15 protein-coding genes are annotated in these 14,509 nt (G+C 62.3%); 6 read left to right on the top strand and 9 right to left on the bottom strand.

What is annotated here, in order from left to right:
* Nucleotides 1-5: 5 nt before the first annotated feature.
* Complete coding sequence (locus OVA12_RS09920) at nucleotides 6-1,499, bottom strand: sugar ABC transporter ATP-binding protein (RefSeq protein WP_268136780.1); 1,494 nt, start codon at nucleotides 1,497-1,499, stop codon at nucleotides 6-8.
* Between the two features lie 151 nt (nucleotides 1,500-1,650).
* Here OVA12_RS09920 and OVA12_RS09915 point away from each other — a divergent pair, with 151 nt between their 5' ends.
* Nucleotides 1,651-2,646 carry a LacI family DNA-binding transcriptional regulator gene (locus OVA12_RS09915; RefSeq protein WP_268136778.1) on the top strand — a complete coding sequence of 332 codons (996 nt, stop codon included), beginning with the start codon at nucleotides 1,651-1,653 and terminating at the stop codon, nucleotides 2,644-2,646.
* Nucleotides 2,647-2,661: 15 nt separating this feature from the next.
* On the opposite strand, the gene OVA12_RS09910 is transcribed toward OVA12_RS09915, so the two are convergent.
* The 3 genes from OVA12_RS09910 to OVA12_RS09900 are packed head-to-tail and all read right to left on the bottom strand — an operon-like array spanning nucleotide 2,662 to nucleotide 5,566.
* Complete coding sequence (locus OVA12_RS09910; RefSeq protein WP_268136776.1) at nucleotides 2,662-3,552, bottom strand: SMP-30/gluconolactonase/LRE family protein; 891 nt, start codon at nucleotides 3,550-3,552, stop codon at nucleotides 2,662-2,664.
* Nucleotides 3,553-3,584: 32 nt separating this feature from the next.
* Nucleotides 3,585-4,619: an L-idonate 5-dehydrogenase gene (locus OVA12_RS09905; RefSeq protein WP_268136774.1), complete on the bottom strand. Its 1,035-nt coding sequence runs from the start codon at nucleotides 4,617-4,619 to the stop codon at nucleotides 3,585-3,587.
* On the bottom strand, nucleotides 4,619-5,566 hold the full coding sequence (locus OVA12_RS09900) for a 2-hydroxyacid dehydrogenase (protein WP_268136772.1): 948 nt from the start codon (nucleotides 5,564-5,566) through the stop codon (nucleotides 4,619-4,621). Before OVA12_RS09900 ends, OVA12_RS09905 begins: the two co-directional genes overlap by 1 nt.
* Nucleotides 5,567-5,661: 95 nt before the next feature.
* Between OVA12_RS09900 and OVA12_RS09895 the strand changes: the two genes are divergently transcribed.
* The 5 genes from OVA12_RS09895 (at nucleotide 5,662) to OVA12_RS09875 (ending at nucleotide 9,196) form a co-directional block, all read left to right on the top strand.
* Nucleotides 5,662-6,417 (top strand): SDR family oxidoreductase, encoded by a 756-nt coding sequence (locus OVA12_RS09895; protein ID WP_268136770.1) that lies wholly within the window; start codon nucleotides 5,662-5,664, stop codon nucleotides 6,415-6,417.
* Nucleotides 6,414-6,911 (top strand): gluconokinase, encoded by a 498-nt coding sequence (locus tag OVA12_RS09890; protein WP_268136768.1) that lies wholly within the window; start codon nucleotides 6,414-6,416, stop codon nucleotides 6,909-6,911. Before OVA12_RS09895 ends, OVA12_RS09890 begins: the two co-directional genes overlap by 4 nt.
* Nucleotides 6,908-7,795, top strand: a complete 888-nt coding sequence (locus OVA12_RS09885) for an NAD(P)-dependent oxidoreductase (RefSeq protein WP_268136766.1) — start codon at nucleotides 6,908-6,910, stop codon at nucleotides 7,793-7,795. The genes OVA12_RS09890 and OVA12_RS09885 overlap by 4 nt, the downstream gene beginning before the upstream one ends.
* Nucleotides 7,792-8,127, top strand: coding sequence for a hypothetical protein (locus OVA12_RS09880; RefSeq protein WP_268136764.1), 336 nt, complete (start codon nucleotides 7,792-7,794; stop codon nucleotides 8,125-8,127). The genes OVA12_RS09885 and OVA12_RS09880 overlap by 4 nt, the downstream gene beginning before the upstream one ends.
* A 79-nt stretch (nucleotides 8,128-8,206) precedes the next feature.
* Nucleotides 8,207-9,196: a LacI family DNA-binding transcriptional regulator gene (locus OVA12_RS09875; protein ID WP_442793832.1), complete on the top strand. Its 990-nt coding sequence runs from the start codon at nucleotides 8,207-8,209 to the stop codon at nucleotides 9,194-9,196.
* A 133-nt stretch (nucleotides 9,197-9,329) separates the two neighbouring features.
* Here the strand turns inward: OVA12_RS09875 and OVA12_RS09870 are convergent, their stop codons facing one another.
* The 5 genes from OVA12_RS09870 to OVA12_RS09850 form a co-directional block, all read right to left on the bottom strand.
* A complete protein-coding gene (locus tag OVA12_RS09870) occupies nucleotides 9,330-10,079 on the bottom strand; it encodes a cytochrome b561 domain-containing protein (protein ID WP_268136760.1) in 750 nt (249 codons plus the stop codon).
* Nucleotides 10,076-10,939 (bottom strand): carbohydrate ABC transporter permease, encoded by an 864-nt coding sequence (locus OVA12_RS09865; protein ID WP_268136758.1) that lies wholly within the window; start codon nucleotides 10,937-10,939, stop codon nucleotides 10,076-10,078. Before OVA12_RS09865 ends, OVA12_RS09870 begins: the two co-directional genes overlap by 4 nt.
* Entirely contained in the window at nucleotides 10,936-11,835 is a 900-nt protein-coding gene (locus OVA12_RS09860) for a carbohydrate ABC transporter permease (RefSeq protein WP_268136756.1), read from the bottom strand. The genes OVA12_RS09865 and OVA12_RS09860 overlap by 4 nt, the downstream gene beginning before the upstream one ends.
* Before the next feature lie 90 nt (nucleotides 11,836-11,925).
* On the bottom strand, nucleotides 11,926-13,245 hold the full coding sequence (locus OVA12_RS09855) for an extracellular solute-binding protein (RefSeq protein ID WP_268136754.1): 1,320 nt from the start codon (nucleotides 13,243-13,245) through the stop codon (nucleotides 11,926-11,928).
* Nucleotides 13,246-13,374: 129 nt separating this feature from the next.
* Nucleotides 13,375-14,451 carry an ABC transporter ATP-binding protein gene (locus OVA12_RS09850; RefSeq protein WP_268136752.1) on the bottom strand — a complete coding sequence of 359 codons (1,077 nt, stop codon included), beginning with the start codon at nucleotides 14,449-14,451 and terminating at the stop codon, nucleotides 13,375-13,377.
* Nucleotides 14,452-14,509 lie beyond the last annotated feature (58 nt).

Genomic DNA, 14,509 nt, shown 5'->3' with positions numbered 1-14,509 from the left:
AGTCCTCAGGCGGCTTCACCGGCCGATGCGGCCTGGATCAGGGATTCAGTTGAAAGTTCGACACCGCTCAGCTCGGCGACAGACTGGCCGCGGCTGAAGACGATCGCGCGATGGCAGATGTTGGCGGTCTCCTCGAAGTCGGTCGAGACCACGAGGACGCCCATGCCGCTTGCGAGCGCCTGGTACAGCAGGTGATAGATCTCGGCCTTGGCCCCGACATCAACGCCGGCAGTCGGGTCCTCTGCGATCAGCAGGCGGCGGCCGGAATCAAGCCAGCGTCCCACAACAACCTTCTGCTGATTGCCCCCCGAGAGCGCCTCGATGGCCAGCGCAGGATCATTGGGCGAGAGCCCGACACGGCGCCCAAGCTCGCGAGCCACCCTGCCCTCCACAGTCGGAGACAGAAGGCTCAGCAAATGCCGCCCGGTGGCCGACGGATTGAGGAATGCATTTTCGCGAATGGACAGGCCCGGCGCGACACTCTCGGCAACACGGTCGCGCGCGACCAGACCAATTCCCGAGCGCATGGCAGCGCCCGCATCGCGAAGGTCCGGGGCTGCGCCGCCGAGCGTGATCTTGCCGGCATGGGGGATCAGACCAAAGAGCGCCCGGCCGACATCCTCGTGACCCGCGCCACGAAGCCCTGCAAGCCCCAGAAGCTCGCCGCGCCGGATCTCGAAACTCACAGGACCGACCGCGCCTGTTGCAAGACCCTCGACCTTCAGGATTGATGGCCCTTCGAGGATGGCCGGCCGGGCAATCTCGCGCGCCTTCCGACCGACGATGAGCCCGACCAGCTCTTCCGGCGTTGTGTGCTCTGTCGCGCGCAGTCCGACCATCTGACCATCGCGCAGCACCGCGACCCGATCAGCGATGCGGAAGATCTCGTCCAAGCGGTGGCTGACATAGATCATGCCGACGCCGCGGGCTTTCAGTGGGCGAAGCGCTGTGAACAGCCGTTCGACTTCGTCGGCCGGCAAGCTCGCGGTTGGCTCATCGAGCACCAGATAATCGCAATCAGCTGCAAGCGCCCGGGCGATGGCAACAAATGATTTTTGCGTGCGGGTCAGACTGGACACACGGGCGGTCGCCGTGAAATCCGCGTCGACGAGCGCCAGCGCCCGGTCTGCAGCAGCTTCGGTTGCCGCCCAGTCGATGCGCCGCCCTTTTTTCACATAGCCGAGGGACAGGGCAATGTTTTCGGCCACGCTCATCCATTCGATCAGACCCAGGTCCTGATGGATGAAGGCGACCTTTTGCCCGCCCGCCTTGCCGGCTTCATGCGCGTAGGGTTGTCCGTCGATAAAGACGCACCCGCCATCAGGGCGATGGATGCCACCGAGGACCTTGATGAGCGTTGACTTGCCCGCGCCGTTCTCACCGAGAAGCGCGACGATTTCTCCACGTTCGACCTTGAGTGAAACACCTCTGAGGGCCTGGGTACCCCCGAAGGACTTCACGATGCGATCAAACAGCAGGCCGTCTGCGGACGGTTGCATGATGCTTCTCCTCCCTGTCCGGAGAGCAGATCTTGCGTCTGATTTACCGGTAACGTATTTAACGTACCCGCGTGCTATTCCAAGTCAAGAAGAAAGTTATCGATAACATGCACCCATCCAGCCGCAGCGTCGCGGTCGCGGAAATGCCCCGATGAAAGCCAGGCTCGAAGACATTGCCCGCGCAGCAGGCGTGTCGAAAATGACCGTGAGCCGTGTGCTGCGCGATGGCTCCGGCTTCTCGGACCAGACACGGCAAAAAGTCATCGAGATCGCCGAACAGCTTGGCTATGTACCCAATCGCCTTGCAGCTGCCTTCGGATCCGATCAGGCTGAGACCCTGGTTGGCATGTGCGTGCCACGGCTGACGTCAGGCTTGTTTGGTCACGTGCTCGACGGCGTCGACCGGGCGCTGGGCCGCCTCGGATTCCAGTTGATCATCGGGGCCAGTGATCATTCGATTGATGCAGAAGAGGCCTGGATCAGGCAGGTCGTGAGCTGGCGCCCGGCGGGGCTCATCCTGTCGGGCCGCCACCATACCGCCGGCACGATCGAACTCCTGCGCAGCGCGTCCATTCCGGTGGTGGAGATCTGGGACCTGACGACCAGCCCGATCGACATGGCCGTCGGCTTCTCCCATGCCGATTGCGGCACCGAAATGGCCCGTCATCTGCTTGCGCGCGGACACCGCAAGGCCGGCTATGTGGGTGCTCTTGCCCGCTCTGACGTGATGGGCCAGGCCCGTTTCGAAGGATTCAGGGATGCCTTTGTCAGGGCCGGCCATCCATTGGTCGACGCCGAATTGCTGCAAGACACGCCTGGATTTTATGCCGGCTACTATGGCCTCGAAACGATGCTCAGCCGCAACAACGACGTCGACGCCGTCTATTTTCACAATGACGAGATGGCAATCGGCGGCCTTGCCTTTTGCCAGTCCCGTGGCCTCAGCGTACCGGAAGAGATCGGCATCGCCGGCTGGGGCGGTATGGAGGCAGCCTCCATCTTGCAAAAGCGCCTCACGACGACCGTCGTGCCAACCACCAGCATTGGCAAGGCGGCCGCCGAAGCACTTGTTGCCAAGCTGAAGGGAGAACCGGTCCAGACCGTCACCATCGTTCCGACACGGCTGGTGCCGGGCGAGACGGTCTGACCCCTTCTGGATGCCTCAGGGCGCCTGGATGCCGCGACGGTTGAGCACCACGGAATAGACGCTGGTTGTTGCGGTGATGAACAGTCGGTGTTTCGCCTGGCCGCCGAAGCAGAGATTGGAGACCAGCTCCGGCACCAGGATCTTGCCCATCAAGTGCCCGTCGGGCGAGATGCAATGCACCCCGTCAGCGGCTGACGACCAGACGTTACCATCACTGTCGACCCGCATGCCATCGGCACAACCGGGTGTGATCACGTGGAAGATCCGGCCATTTGTTGGCCGGCCTCCGACCATGTCGAAAACCCGGATATGGCGCGGGTCGGATGTGAACATGCGCCCCGTATCGGCGACATAGAGACGGCTTCCATCCGGGCTGAAGGCGAGGCCGTTCGGCCCCTGCATGTCGGTGATGACAGCCTCGATCGCACCATCCGCAGACACGCGATAGACCGAACAGGGCAATTCCTGCTCCGCTTTCGAGCCCTCGTAATTCGTCATGATGCCGTAGTGCGGATCGGTGAACCAGATCGCGCCGTCGGGCGCGACGATGACGTCGTTCGGGCTGTTCAACCGCTTGCCCTGATAGTTGTCCGCAATGACCGTAACGGAGCCGTCCCATTCGGTGCGCGTGACGCGGCGCGTGCCATGCTCGCACGTGACGAGCCGCCCCTGACGATCCCGGGTATGGCCGTTGGCGTAGTTCGACGGCTGGCGGTAAGTGGTGACACCGTCCTCGCTCCATCGAACGATCCGGTTGTTGGGAATGTCGGAAAACAACAGGCAACCGGCATCGCCGAACCAGACCGGCCCCTCGGTCCAGTCGAACCCGGTCGCAAGCCGCTTCACCGGCGCATTGCCAAGAACGTAGGTGGCGAACAGCGGATCGATGACTTCAAAAAACGACATGGCAGAAACTCCTCCCGGATCCGCGCCGGCACTCATGCGGAAAACGCAATCTGCGCTTTCATCGCCTGACTGCGGTCCGAGGCAAGCAGAAAGCCCTTTTCCGCCTCGGCCAGCGAAACGGTATGCGTGATCAGCGGCTTCACGTCGATCAAGCCTTTGCGCATCAGCTCCACACCAATGGCAAATTCCTGATGGAAGCGGAAGGAGCCACGCAATTCGAGCTCCTTCGCCGTGATCGCCATCATCGGCAGTGTCATGTCGCCGCCAAGGCCAAGCTGCAGGATGACGCCGCGCGGTCTGAGGGCTGGAATGGCGCCCGCCAGGGCCGCAGCGACACCCGTGCACTCATAGAGCACATCGAAGGTGCCCTTGTCGCCGGCATAGACCGCTAAGGCATCCGGCTCCTTGGCCGTGTTGATCACGCGATCCGCACCCACCTTTGCCGCAAGCGCCAGCGTGAAATCGGAAAGATCCGTTGCAACGATCTCGGCCGCACCTGCCCGGCGCGCCGAGAGAATGGACAGCACGCCGATCGGTCCGCAGCCGGTGACAAGAACACGCTTTCCGAACAGGCTTCCCGCCCGCGTCGTGGCATGCAGCGTAACGGCCAGCGGCTCCGCCATTGCTGCTTCGCCGGCGGAAAGACCGGTCGCGTCGACGCATTGATAGGCTTCCGCCACCAGGCTTTCGCGGAACGCCCCCTGGATATGGGGGAACGGCATAGCGCTGCCATAGAAGCGCATGTTGAGACACTGGTTCTGCAGCCCCTCCCCGCAATAGCGGCAATGACCACAGGGGCGAGACGGCGAAACAGCGACGAGCTGCCCGAGTTCGAACCCCGACACGCCAGCGCCAATCGCCTCGACCCTGGCCGAGACTTCATGACCGAGGATCATCGGTTCACGCAAGCGGACGGCGCCGAAGCCGCCGTGATTGTAGTAATGCAGGTCCGATCCGCAGATCCCCCCCGTCGCAAGGCTGAGCCGGAGCTGGCCTGCCTGAGGCTCCTCCACGGGACGATCTTCGATGCGCAGGTCACGGGCTGCGTGGATGACGATGGCTTTCATCAGAGCACCGGAGTGAGGAGGGCTTCACCGGCGAAATGCGCGGTGAGATTGTCGCGGACGAGTTTGCCCATGGCCTTGCGGGTCTCGATGGTCCCGCTGGCATGATGCGGCTGGAGGAGCACGTTCGACAGCGACAGAAAACGCGGATTGAGATTGGGCTCGCCTTCGAAGACATCGAGGGCTGCCGAGCCGAGCTTGCCGGTCTCCAGCGCGTTGAGCAGAGCGTCCTCGTCGATGTTCGAGGCGCGGCTGATGTTGATCAACATGCCCTCCGGCCCAAGCGCCTCAATCACCGTCTGACCGACGATATGACGGGTCGCAGCCGATGCCGCGAGCGTCACGAACAAGAAGTCGGAGCGTGCAGCCAGCGCCACAGGATCGGCAATGAACTCCCAATCAGGCGCATACTCTTTCGCCGCAACATCGCTATAGGCGATCTCCATGTCGAAGCCGGCAAGGCGCTTGGCCACCTCGAAGCCGATCCGCCCCAGACCGAGCACCCCTGCCCTGCGCCCCCAGACCCGCCGCTTGAGCGGATACAGCCCCTTGGCTCCCCAGGACCCGTCCTTGACCCAGGTTTCCGCGCCAATCATTCCGCGCGACTGGACCAGCATCATCGCGACACCCAGATCGGCGACGTCGTTGGTCAGGACGTCGGGTGTATTTGTCACCCGGATCCCCCGTGCCCGGCAGGCGGCAAGATCAACCGCATCGAAGCCGACCCCGTAAACAGAAATGACTTCGAGCCTGGGGCATGCCTCGATGATTGCTGCGTTGGCGCCCAGCTCACCGCGCGTGGCGATGCCGCGAATCCCTGGGCCGACCTCTGCCAGAAACGCAGCCTTGTCAGCCGCTTCGAAGTAGCGGTGCATGTGGAAGTTCTGCTCCAGCGGCACCTGGTCCCATTCGGGATAGGGTCCAATCTGCAGGATGTCGGGCTTGGTCATGATGCCTCCTCAACGGCGCTTGACATTCATTTGTTATCGATAACATATACAAATCATCTTGCGCTTGTCGAGAGCGAAACTGAAGGGAGCACACCGTGGCACTGAACCTGTTCGACCTGAGGGGCAAGCGCGCCCTGATCACGGGATCCTCGCAAGGAATCGGCTTTGCCCTGGCCGAAGGCCTCAAGGCCGCCGGTGCCGAGATTGTCCTGAACGGTCGGAACGAGGAAAAACTGAAAGGCGCAACCCTCCGGATCGAGGGCGCCGAGCAGCTCGTATTCGACGCGACCGATTCGTCAGCCGTCCGCGCCGCGGTCGATGCCTATGAGGCGTCCGGCAAGGCAATTGATATCCTGGTCAACAACGCCGGCATGCAGCATCGCGCGCCACTGGAAGATTTCCCTGCAGACGCGTTCGAAAGGCTGCTGCAGACCAACATCGCCAGCGTCTTTCATGTCGGTCAGGCCGTTGCCCGCCACATGATCGGCCGGGGTCGCGGCAAGATCATCAACATTGCGAGCGTACAGACCGCCCTCGCCCGCCCCTCGATTGCCCCGTACACCGCCACAAAGGGTGCCGTCGGCAACCTGACAAAGGGCATGGCCACCGACTGGGCCAAATACGGTCTGAACTGCAACGCGATCGCACCGGGCTACTTCGACACCCCGCTGAATGCCGCTCTCGTTGCCGACCCGGCCTTCTCGGCCTGGCTGGAAAAACGCACGCCTGCCGGCCGCTGGGGCAAGGTCGAGGAGCTTCAGGGCGCTTGCATCTTCCTCGCCTCTGACGCCTCCAGCTTCGTCAACGGACATATCCTCTATGTCGACGGCGGCATCACGGCATCGCTATGAGCATGCGTCTGGTCATCATGGGCGTGGCAGGCTGCGGCAAGTCCACGGTTGGCGCGGCCCTGTCCGAACAACTCCGCATTCCCTATCGGGACGGCGACGATCTTCACAGTGCCGATGCCGTCGGGAAGATGCGGGCCGGCATACCGCTAAACGATGACGACCGCTGGCCCTGGCTCGACCGGATAGCAGGAGTGCTGAACCGGGAAGCGCCACTGATCATCGGCTGCTCGGCGCTCAGGCGCGCCTACCGCGACCGGATCCGCTCTGCAGCCGGCGGCCCCGTGACCTTCATCCATCTGGCCGGCGACCGTGACCTCATCGCGGCCCGCATGGCATCACGCAGTGGTCACTACATGCCTTTGTCATTGCTCGACAGCCAGTTCGCGACGCTGGAACGTCCCGGCCCGGACGAGGCCATCGAAATCTCGATCGATCAACCGATGGACGCGGTTGTCGCGAAAATCCTGTCCAACCTCGGAGACGTAAGGCCATGAGTGACAAGATCGCCCTGATCGGGGCCGGCGCCATGGGCGGCGCTATCGGAGCCCGCCTCGTTTCGACCGGGACAGATCTCATCGTTTACGATCGCGATCCGGAAAAGATGGCCGCCCTCGTTGCCAGGGGAGCTTCGGCCGCCTCGTCTGCGGCTTACGCTGCGAGCGAGGCAAAGGCTGCGATCCTCTCGCTCAATTCGGCAGCCATCGTCCGCGCCGCCGTGCTCGGGCCGCAGGGCGTTGCCGAGGGCGCCAGACCGGGCACGCTGATCATCGACATGTCCTCGATCGACCCGGAAACGACAAAGGCACTCTCGGCGGAGTGCGCTGTGCGCGGGCTGCGCTGGGTGGACAGTCCGCTCTCCGGTGGTATCCCGAAGGCCGCCATTGGCCAGTTGACCCTGATGCAAGGCGGTGCGGCAGCCGACGTTGAGGACGCCCAGGCCATCCTGTCGGATCTTGCCGGCAACCAGACCCGCATGGGCGGCCCAGGCGCAGGCCAGACGACCAAGATGATCAATCAGGTGCTCTGCGGCCTTGGTTTTCTCGCAGTGGCCGAAGCGACTGCATTGGCGGAAGCCGCGGGCGTTGATGTGGACAAGATCCCGATGGCCCTCAAGGGCGGCCGCGCTGACAGCGCGCTGCTGCAGGAGTACATGCCGCGCTTTGCGGCCCGCGACTACCGGCGCACGGGACGCATCGACAACATGGTCAAGGATCTCAATGCCGCTCAGGACCTGGCGCGGCTGACCAACACCTCGATGCCGCTGACAGCGATTTGCGCCGAGGTCCACCGCATGCTGACGGCCGCAGGCCTCGGCGGCGAGGACCAGGCCGCATTGATGGAATTCTTCAAGGGACCCAACAAGGAGCTTGCCCCATGATTACCCGTTATGCCCTTTTCGAAGGCCAGATCCGCGATGGCCAGTCCGAGGCTTTCCGCGCGGCCGTCCTCGCCGAAATCCTGCCGAAGTGGCAGGCCTTTCCCGGCGCGCTCTCCGTCCGCGTCACCTTTGCCGAAAGCCGGGATGACGGTGCACCAGAATACCCGATGATCCTGGCGATCAACTACCCCGATCTCGCCAGCGTGGAGGCCGCCCTTGCTAGCCCCGCAAGAACCGAAGCACGCGCCGCGACCGAAGCTGTCCTGTCACGGTTCTTTACGGGCAAGATCCATCACCATGTGACGACCGCGCACGAGTACGGCGCGTCTTGAGTGCGTCTGCGCGAGACTGGATTCTTCCCCTGGATATCGATAACAATGGGGTATGAGCACCTCTCGTAAAGCCCCCACCATGGCCGACGTCGCGCGCGTTGCGGGCGTCTCGCCCATGACGGTGAGCCGCGCCTTCAAGCGGGATGCGTCCGTCAGCGACGCAACCCGCAGCGCGATCCTCGAAGCCGCCGATGCCCTCGGCTATGTCTTCGACAGCACGGCCTCGAACCTGCGTTCACAGCGCACGGATTTCGTGGCCGTGACCATTCCCTCGATCAACAACGCCAACTTCGCCGATACGGTCCGCGGCCTGTCAGAGGGACTGAAAGAGCGAGGACTGCAGATCCTGCTCGGCTACACGGACTACGATGTCAGGGAGGAAGAGCGGCTGGTCGAGCAACTGCTGCGCCGCCGTCCTGAAGCGATTGTCGTGACCGGTGGCCACCATACCCCGCGCACCCGCCGCCTGCTTGAGAACTCAGGCATTCCGGTCGTCGAAACCTGGGACCTGCCGGTTGCACCTGTCGGTCACGTCGTCGGCTTCTCCAACGCTGCCGCGGTCCATGCAATGGTGGATCACTTCGTTTCGCTGGCCATCACGCGGATCGCCTTCATCGGCGGCGACGCCGACCGCGACACCCGTGGCACGGACCGCCGCGCGGGTTTCATCTCGGCTATGCGCGCCCATGGCCTGGATGCTGGTCGGTTGATTGCTGCGGGCACACCGCCGATTTCGATGAAGGAAGGAGCCGACGCCATGGGCCGCCTCCTCGACACCATGCCGGATACACAGGCCGTCATCTGCGTGTCCGACCTGTCGGCGTTCGGCGCCCTTACGGAATGTCAGCGGCGCGGGGTCAGCGTCCCCGGCCAGATCGCTGTGGCAGGCTTCGGCAACTACGAAATTGCCGGGATTTGCGTTCCGTCTCTGACCACGATCAACCCGTTCCCAGACGAGATCGGCAAACGCACAGCCTCGCTGATCCTCGATGTGCTTGATGGCAAGCAGACTGGCTCCGCTGCCATTGCGATCAAGCCCGTCCTGATCCGGCGCCAATCCAGCCCGTAAATCAGTCGGATCGCGAAACCCCTGTGGCCTCCCGTGCGTCGCAGCGAGAAAACCCTCTGCACTCGCGACGCGTGAGATCATTCCGCCCGCTGGTTCCTGGCAACAGTCGGACCTTGCCAGACCTTGTCCAGTTTCAAGGATGCGGCGTGCCGGATGATCGCAGCCGTGCAGAATGCCTGTGCACCGCGTACCCGATCGGCTCCTTGCCGTTGCCCGGCAAATGTTCGTCAGCGCCCCATATGGCCTGATAGGTGTCGAACGCCCCCCGGCTCCGTTCCAGAACCCATGTCAGGACGAGCAGCGCCAGCCACCAGAGCCCCAAGACCAGCCACATCCATCGCGGTCCATTGGCCTGCCAAAGACCTGTCAGAACTGCAGGAACCGAGAGCCCGAGAGCCAGGAAGCCGCCAGTCTTGTGCACCGCTTCGAAGATCAGCCGGCGCGGCGTCATATCGAAGTGATCGCCTCTCAGGCTTCCATCTGCCGCCGGTGCGGTTGGTCCACCCTTGCTGCCGCGCAGCCAGGCGGACGAAAACTGTGTCACGCTGAGGCAAATGACGCTCCAGCCAAATGCATGGTGAAGCCATGCCAGGTGCGTCAGGCTGGCAACGGGGCCATCGACCGAAAGGATCAGCCAAAGACCGGCCAACATCAACAGTCCTGCCGACATGTGGGCAAGCCGATGGGCATGCCACCAGCGGCGATCATCCAGCTTGCGCGGCCAATCCTGACCGGGAAAGACCTTGAAGTAGCGAGCCGCCAGCACGCCGACGGGCACCAGCACACCCCATGCAACCACCATCGTGCGGGCATGCCACGACACATGCAGGCCCACGTCGTGGATGCGGGCTGGGTCGATGGGGCCAAGCAGCCATTCGATCATCCCTTTACCGCTCCCGCCGTCATGCCGGTAATGATCTGGCGGCTGGCGAGCAGCGTGAAGATGATGGGTGGCACGGCCAGCAACATCCCGGTTGCCATGATCACCCCCCAGTCGATGTCGTATTCCGTCAGGCGATTGACGATCGTCACCGGTACCGTTCGCGTGCTGCGATCCGTCAGTGCGTTGCCCAGCAAAAACTCATTCCAGGCGATGCGGAACGTGAAGATGGCAGCCGCAGCAAGGCCCGGCCGTATGAGCGGCAGCACCACCAGGAAGAAAATGGCGAAGGGCCCTGCCCCATCGATCCTGGCGGCCTCTTCCAGCTGCAAGGGCACCTGCCGGATGAAGCTTTGCAGGATCCAGATCACGAAGGGCAGGTTCATGGCCACGTAGACCAGCACAACGCCGGACAGCGTGCCATCGAGGCCGAACTGATAGGTCCAGATGCCGAACACGGGCACAAGCAGCACCGCCGGCGGGATCATGCGCAAGATCAGCGTGGAGAAGGACACGACATCGCGGCCGAAAAACCGGAAGCGGACCAGGGCATAGGCCGCCATGCAGCCGATCACCAGTGTCAGCGCGGTTGCCGTGATGGAGACAACCAGAGAGTTGCCCAAGGCACGGCCAAAGGTCTTGTCACACCGGCTGAGATGCTCGGGCGTATACCACAAAACATTGCAAAGCACGGTCTCGTAGTTGCGCAAGGTCGGCAGGAACAGGAGGCTGGAGGTCTCGGACATGATGTCGACATTCAGTCGCAAGGACGTGACCAGCATCAGCATGATCGGCCCTGTCGACATGAGGACCAGAATGACCAGCAGCACGAAAAAGGTCGGAGAAGTCTTGTCGCGGGTCATGCTGCCTGCCTCCGGTTACGCAGTTCCGTGATCTTCGAATAGACAAACATGATCGCCGTCAGGGCCATCAGCAGGACCAGGAGCAGGTTGGACATGGCTGCTGCCGCGCCGAGCTCCCGGAACTCGGAGGCCGTTCGGGAAATACGCAAGGCCAGGATTTCGGTCGACAGGCCCGGCCCGCCATTGGTCAGCACCAGGATCACTTCCAGCACCTTGAACGCATCGATCAGCCGCAGCAGGGCTGTCACGATCAGAACCGGCATCATCAGCGGCAGCTTGACATGGAGGATAGTTTGCCAGGGAGTCGCCCCGTCCACACGCGCCGCTTCCATGGTCGACGAGGGCAGAGACTGCAGGGCAGCCAGCGACAGGATGAAAATAAACGGAGTCCACTGCCAGACGTCTGCGATGACAACGGAAACGAACGCCCAACCGGGATCGGACAGCCAGGGGACCGGATCGAGACCGGCTGCCTTGAGGGTGCGATTAAAGATCCCAACTGTCGGGTGGTACATGTAGCGCCACATCAGGCCGACAACGATCGGCGCGATCATCATCGGCAGGATGAACAGGGTGCGCAGCACCGACATGCCACGGATGTTGCGGTCCAGCAGCATGGCAAGCCCCACCCCCAGAACCAGCTCGATGCTGACCACTGTCGCTGCAAAGGCCAGCGTCACCGCGAAGCTCTCGTGAAACTGCGCATCCGAGAAAAGCCGCACATAATTGGCAAGCCCGACGAATTCGGCATCGCCAATTCTCTGGCTGGGATTCCAGTTGAGAAAGCTCGCCCACACCATGTATCCGACCGGATAGATCAGCGCGACGCAGAGGATAAGGGCGGCAGGCAGCAGGAAAAGATAAGGCGTTGCCCTGTTTAAGGTACTGGCGTTCATGGAAGATCCCTTGCAACGCAACGTGGCGTCAATGCAGGTCCAGCGTTGTTCGCCGCTCCGCCCGCAAGCAGAGCGGCGAACAACTGCAGGTCATTCGGACCAGGTGTAGTAACCAGCATCTTTCATGATCGTGCGCGTGCGCTCGGCGACACCATCCAGTGCTTCCTTGGGATCAAGACCCTCGGTCAGCACCTTGGACAGCTGGGTTCCCAGATCAGCATTGATCTTGCCCCAGACCGGAATGATCGGGCGCCAGTCGGGATCCGCGTTCTGAACAGCGACGCCGAACTCGCCCATCCATGGCATCTTCGCAAAAACTTCCGAGTCGCTGTGCGTGGAGTAGCGGATCGGGTTTCCGCCAGCGAGGGCGATCTTCTTGTCCGTTGCCGCCGACGTCAGCCACTGCATCAGCAGGAACGCCGCCTCCTTGTTCTTGGCGTTTTTCGGAATGGCAATGCCGAAGCCGCCCGTCTGGCTGGCCTGGCGCACGCCGGCCGGATGCGGTGCCCACGCGACCTTGCCGACGACCTGGCTGCGCGATGGGTCATTCACCTGGCCGGCGATGGCCGTGGTGTCGAGATACATCGCCGACTTGCCCTGCAGGAAGGACGCCAGCGCCTCCGCCTGACCGAAGGACTTGGCGCCTTCCGGACCGCAATCGACGATCTTCTTCAACGTCTCGGCAGCCTTGATGCCTGCCTCGCTGTTCATGACCGGGTTCCAGGCATCGTCGAAGATCTTGCCGCCAAGCGGTGCAAGGTGCAGCAGGAAGGCGTGGCTGGCGTGCTGGCCGCTGGCCGCCCGGCTGGCAAGGCCGCCCATGCCCGGCTCAAGCTGGGGAATGAGACAGGCCAACTCGATCATGTCGTCATAGGTCTTGGGCACCGGAAGCCCGTGCTTTTCGAAAATATCGGTGCGATAGCCAAGTGCGGATGTCTCGGCCCCAAAAGGAAGTCCGAACAGGGAACCGGTCTTGCCGGGCAGATAGCCTTTCTCGCCGCCGGCAACACCGATATTCTGCATGTAACCGTCAATGATATCGGATGCATCCCATTTGGGATCAGCCAGCTTTGGGTTCATGAAGTACTTTGCGAGGTTTTCCAGCTGGTCCGCGAAAACGTAATCCGCCTTGGAAAAAACCACATAGGAAATCAGATCGTAGTCGCCCTCTGCTTTGGTCAGCTCAAGCGTCTGCTTTTCCCGCATCTTCAGGTATTCAAGCTGGTCGACTTCCACCTCGATCCCGGTCTCCTTCGTGAAGTCCGGAAGAACTTTCATCACGGCATCGTAGTGCGGATGCGCAGGAAAGTTCACCACAAGTGTGGTGCCTTCATAAGGCTTGTAAGGATTGGCGGCAGCCGCGGCGGCCGACAGCAGCAATGCGGCAATTGCTGCAGTTGTCTTTCTCATATGCTCCTCCCTGTGTGATCCCAAGTGGTATCAAGCCTCAATGCGCCTCCTCTCCGGCCCACCATGATGGTGGCCGGGGCGCATGAGCATTCCGGTGCTGTGATGCTGCGCGTCACCGCTGCCGCGAATTCAAAGTCGTTCGCCAGTGCCCCGGTCGAACAGCAGGACCTCTTCCGGTGCAACCTGCAGCGTCAGGTCTTCGCCAGCACTGAAGCGTCTGCCTGACGGCAATTCGGCCAGCACTTCCGTTCCGTCCTGCAGGCGGGTGGCCAGCACCGTCTGGGCACCAAGATATTCGGCGACCACCACGCGCACCTTGAGCGGAACTCCCCCTTCCCGCTGGACATGAATGGACGATGGACGCACGCCGATGATGATCTCCCGGCCCTTTGCAGCCGCGGCAATGGCCGCAGGCACCGGCACACGCAGCCCCTCGCAGACCGCGTGCACTGCTCCGCCGACGTCCTGCAGGTCTGCGGGGATGAAATTCATGGTCGGGCTTCCCATGAACCCGGCCACGAATAAATTGGCCGGCTTCTTGAACAGCTCCTCCGGCGTGCCCTGCTGCTGGATCCGGCCCTCGTTCATCACCACGATCCGGTCGCCAAGCGTCATGGCCTCGACCTGATCATGGGTGACGTAGACCATGTTCTTGCGAAGCTGGCCGCGCATTTCAGCCAGTTCCGTGCGCATCTTGCCGCGGAGTTTTGCATCGAGATTCGAGAGCGGTTCATCGAACAGGAACGTGGACGCATCGCGAACGAGTGCTCTCCCCATGGCAACGCGCTGGCGCTGTCCGCCCGACAATTCGGCAGGCTTTCGCTGCAGCAGATGACCGATGTTCAGCATCTGAGCCACCCGCTGCACCCGCGTCTCGATTTCTGCCGCAGGGACCTTCGCAAGACGCAGGGCAAAGGACATGTTGCGCGCAATGTTCATATGCGGGTAAAGCGCATAGTCCTGAAAGACCATGGCAATATCCCGGTCTCTTGGCTCAAGACGACTGACAGGACGACCGTCAAAATAGATCTCGCCGCCGCTTATTGACTCAAGGCCCGCCAGCATTCGCAAGGTTGTTGATTTGCCACATCCTGACGGCCCGACCAGAACCGTGAATTCTCCATCTTCCAGATGCAGATCCAGTGGCGGCACAACTTCAAGCGTACCATAGCGCTTGGTCACGCCATCAAGCGTAATCTTTGGCACCTGTATTCCTCCCCAATTCGTCTTCCAGTCTTAAGTGGAGACCGGGGTGGAGGTGAAG

The organism is Pannonibacter sp. SL95, from assembly GCF_026672425.1.
GTDB lineage: Bacteria > Pseudomonadota > Alphaproteobacteria > Rhizobiales > Stappiaceae > Pannonibacter.
The sequence above is the reverse complement of the archived record's forward strand: the minus strand, read 5'-3'. Positions and strand labels throughout refer to the sequence as shown.

What these genes read in the sequence shown, in the direction of transcription:
- OVA12_RS09920 (WP_268136780.1), bottom strand. Translation starts at nt 1,499, where the DNA reads ATGCAACCGTCCGCAGACGGCCTGCTGTTTGATCGCATCGTGAAGTCC.
- OVA12_RS09915 (WP_268136778.1), top strand. Translation starts at nt 1,651, where the DNA reads ATGAAAGCCAGGCTCGAAGACATTGCCCGCGCAGCAGGCGTGTCGAAA.
- OVA12_RS09910 (WP_268136776.1), bottom strand. Translation starts at nt 3,552, where the DNA reads ATGTCGTTTTTTGAAGTCATCGATCCGCTGTTCGCCACCTACGTTCTT.
- OVA12_RS09905 (WP_268136774.1), bottom strand. Translation starts at nt 4,619, where the DNA reads ATGAAAGCCATCGTCATCCACGCAGCCCGTGACCTGCGCATCGAAGAT.
- OVA12_RS09900 (WP_268136772.1), bottom strand. Translation starts at nt 5,566, where the DNA reads ATGACCAAGCCCGACATCCTGCAGATTGGACCCTATCCCGAATGGGAC.
- OVA12_RS09890 (WP_268136768.1), top strand. Translation starts at nt 6,414, where the DNA reads ATGAGCATGCGTCTGGTCATCATGGGCGTGGCAGGCTGCGGCAAGTCC.
- OVA12_RS09885 (WP_268136766.1), top strand. Translation starts at nt 6,908, where the DNA reads ATGAGTGACAAGATCGCCCTGATCGGGGCCGGCGCCATGGGCGGCGCT.
- OVA12_RS09880 (WP_268136764.1), top strand. Translation starts at nt 7,792, where the DNA reads ATGATTACCCGTTATGCCCTTTTCGAAGGCCAGATCCGCGATGGCCAG.
- OVA12_RS09875 (WP_442793832.1), top strand. Translation starts at nt 8,207, where the DNA reads ATGGCCGACGTCGCGCGCGTTGCGGGCGTCTCGCCCATGACGGTGAGC.
- OVA12_RS09870 (WP_268136760.1), bottom strand. Translation starts at nt 10,079, where the DNA reads ATGATCGAATGGCTGCTTGGCCCCATCGACCCAGCCCGCATCCACGAC.
- OVA12_RS09865 (WP_268136758.1), bottom strand. Translation starts at nt 10,939, where the DNA reads ATGACCCGCGACAAGACTTCTCCGACCTTTTTCGTGCTGCTGGTCATT.
- OVA12_RS09860 (WP_268136756.1), bottom strand. Translation starts at nt 11,835, where the DNA reads ATGAACGCCAGTACCTTAAACAGGGCAACGCCTTATCTTTTCCTGCTG.
- OVA12_RS09855 (WP_268136754.1), bottom strand. Translation starts at nt 13,245, where the DNA reads ATGAGAAAGACAACTGCAGCAATTGCCGCATTGCTGCTGTCGGCCGCC.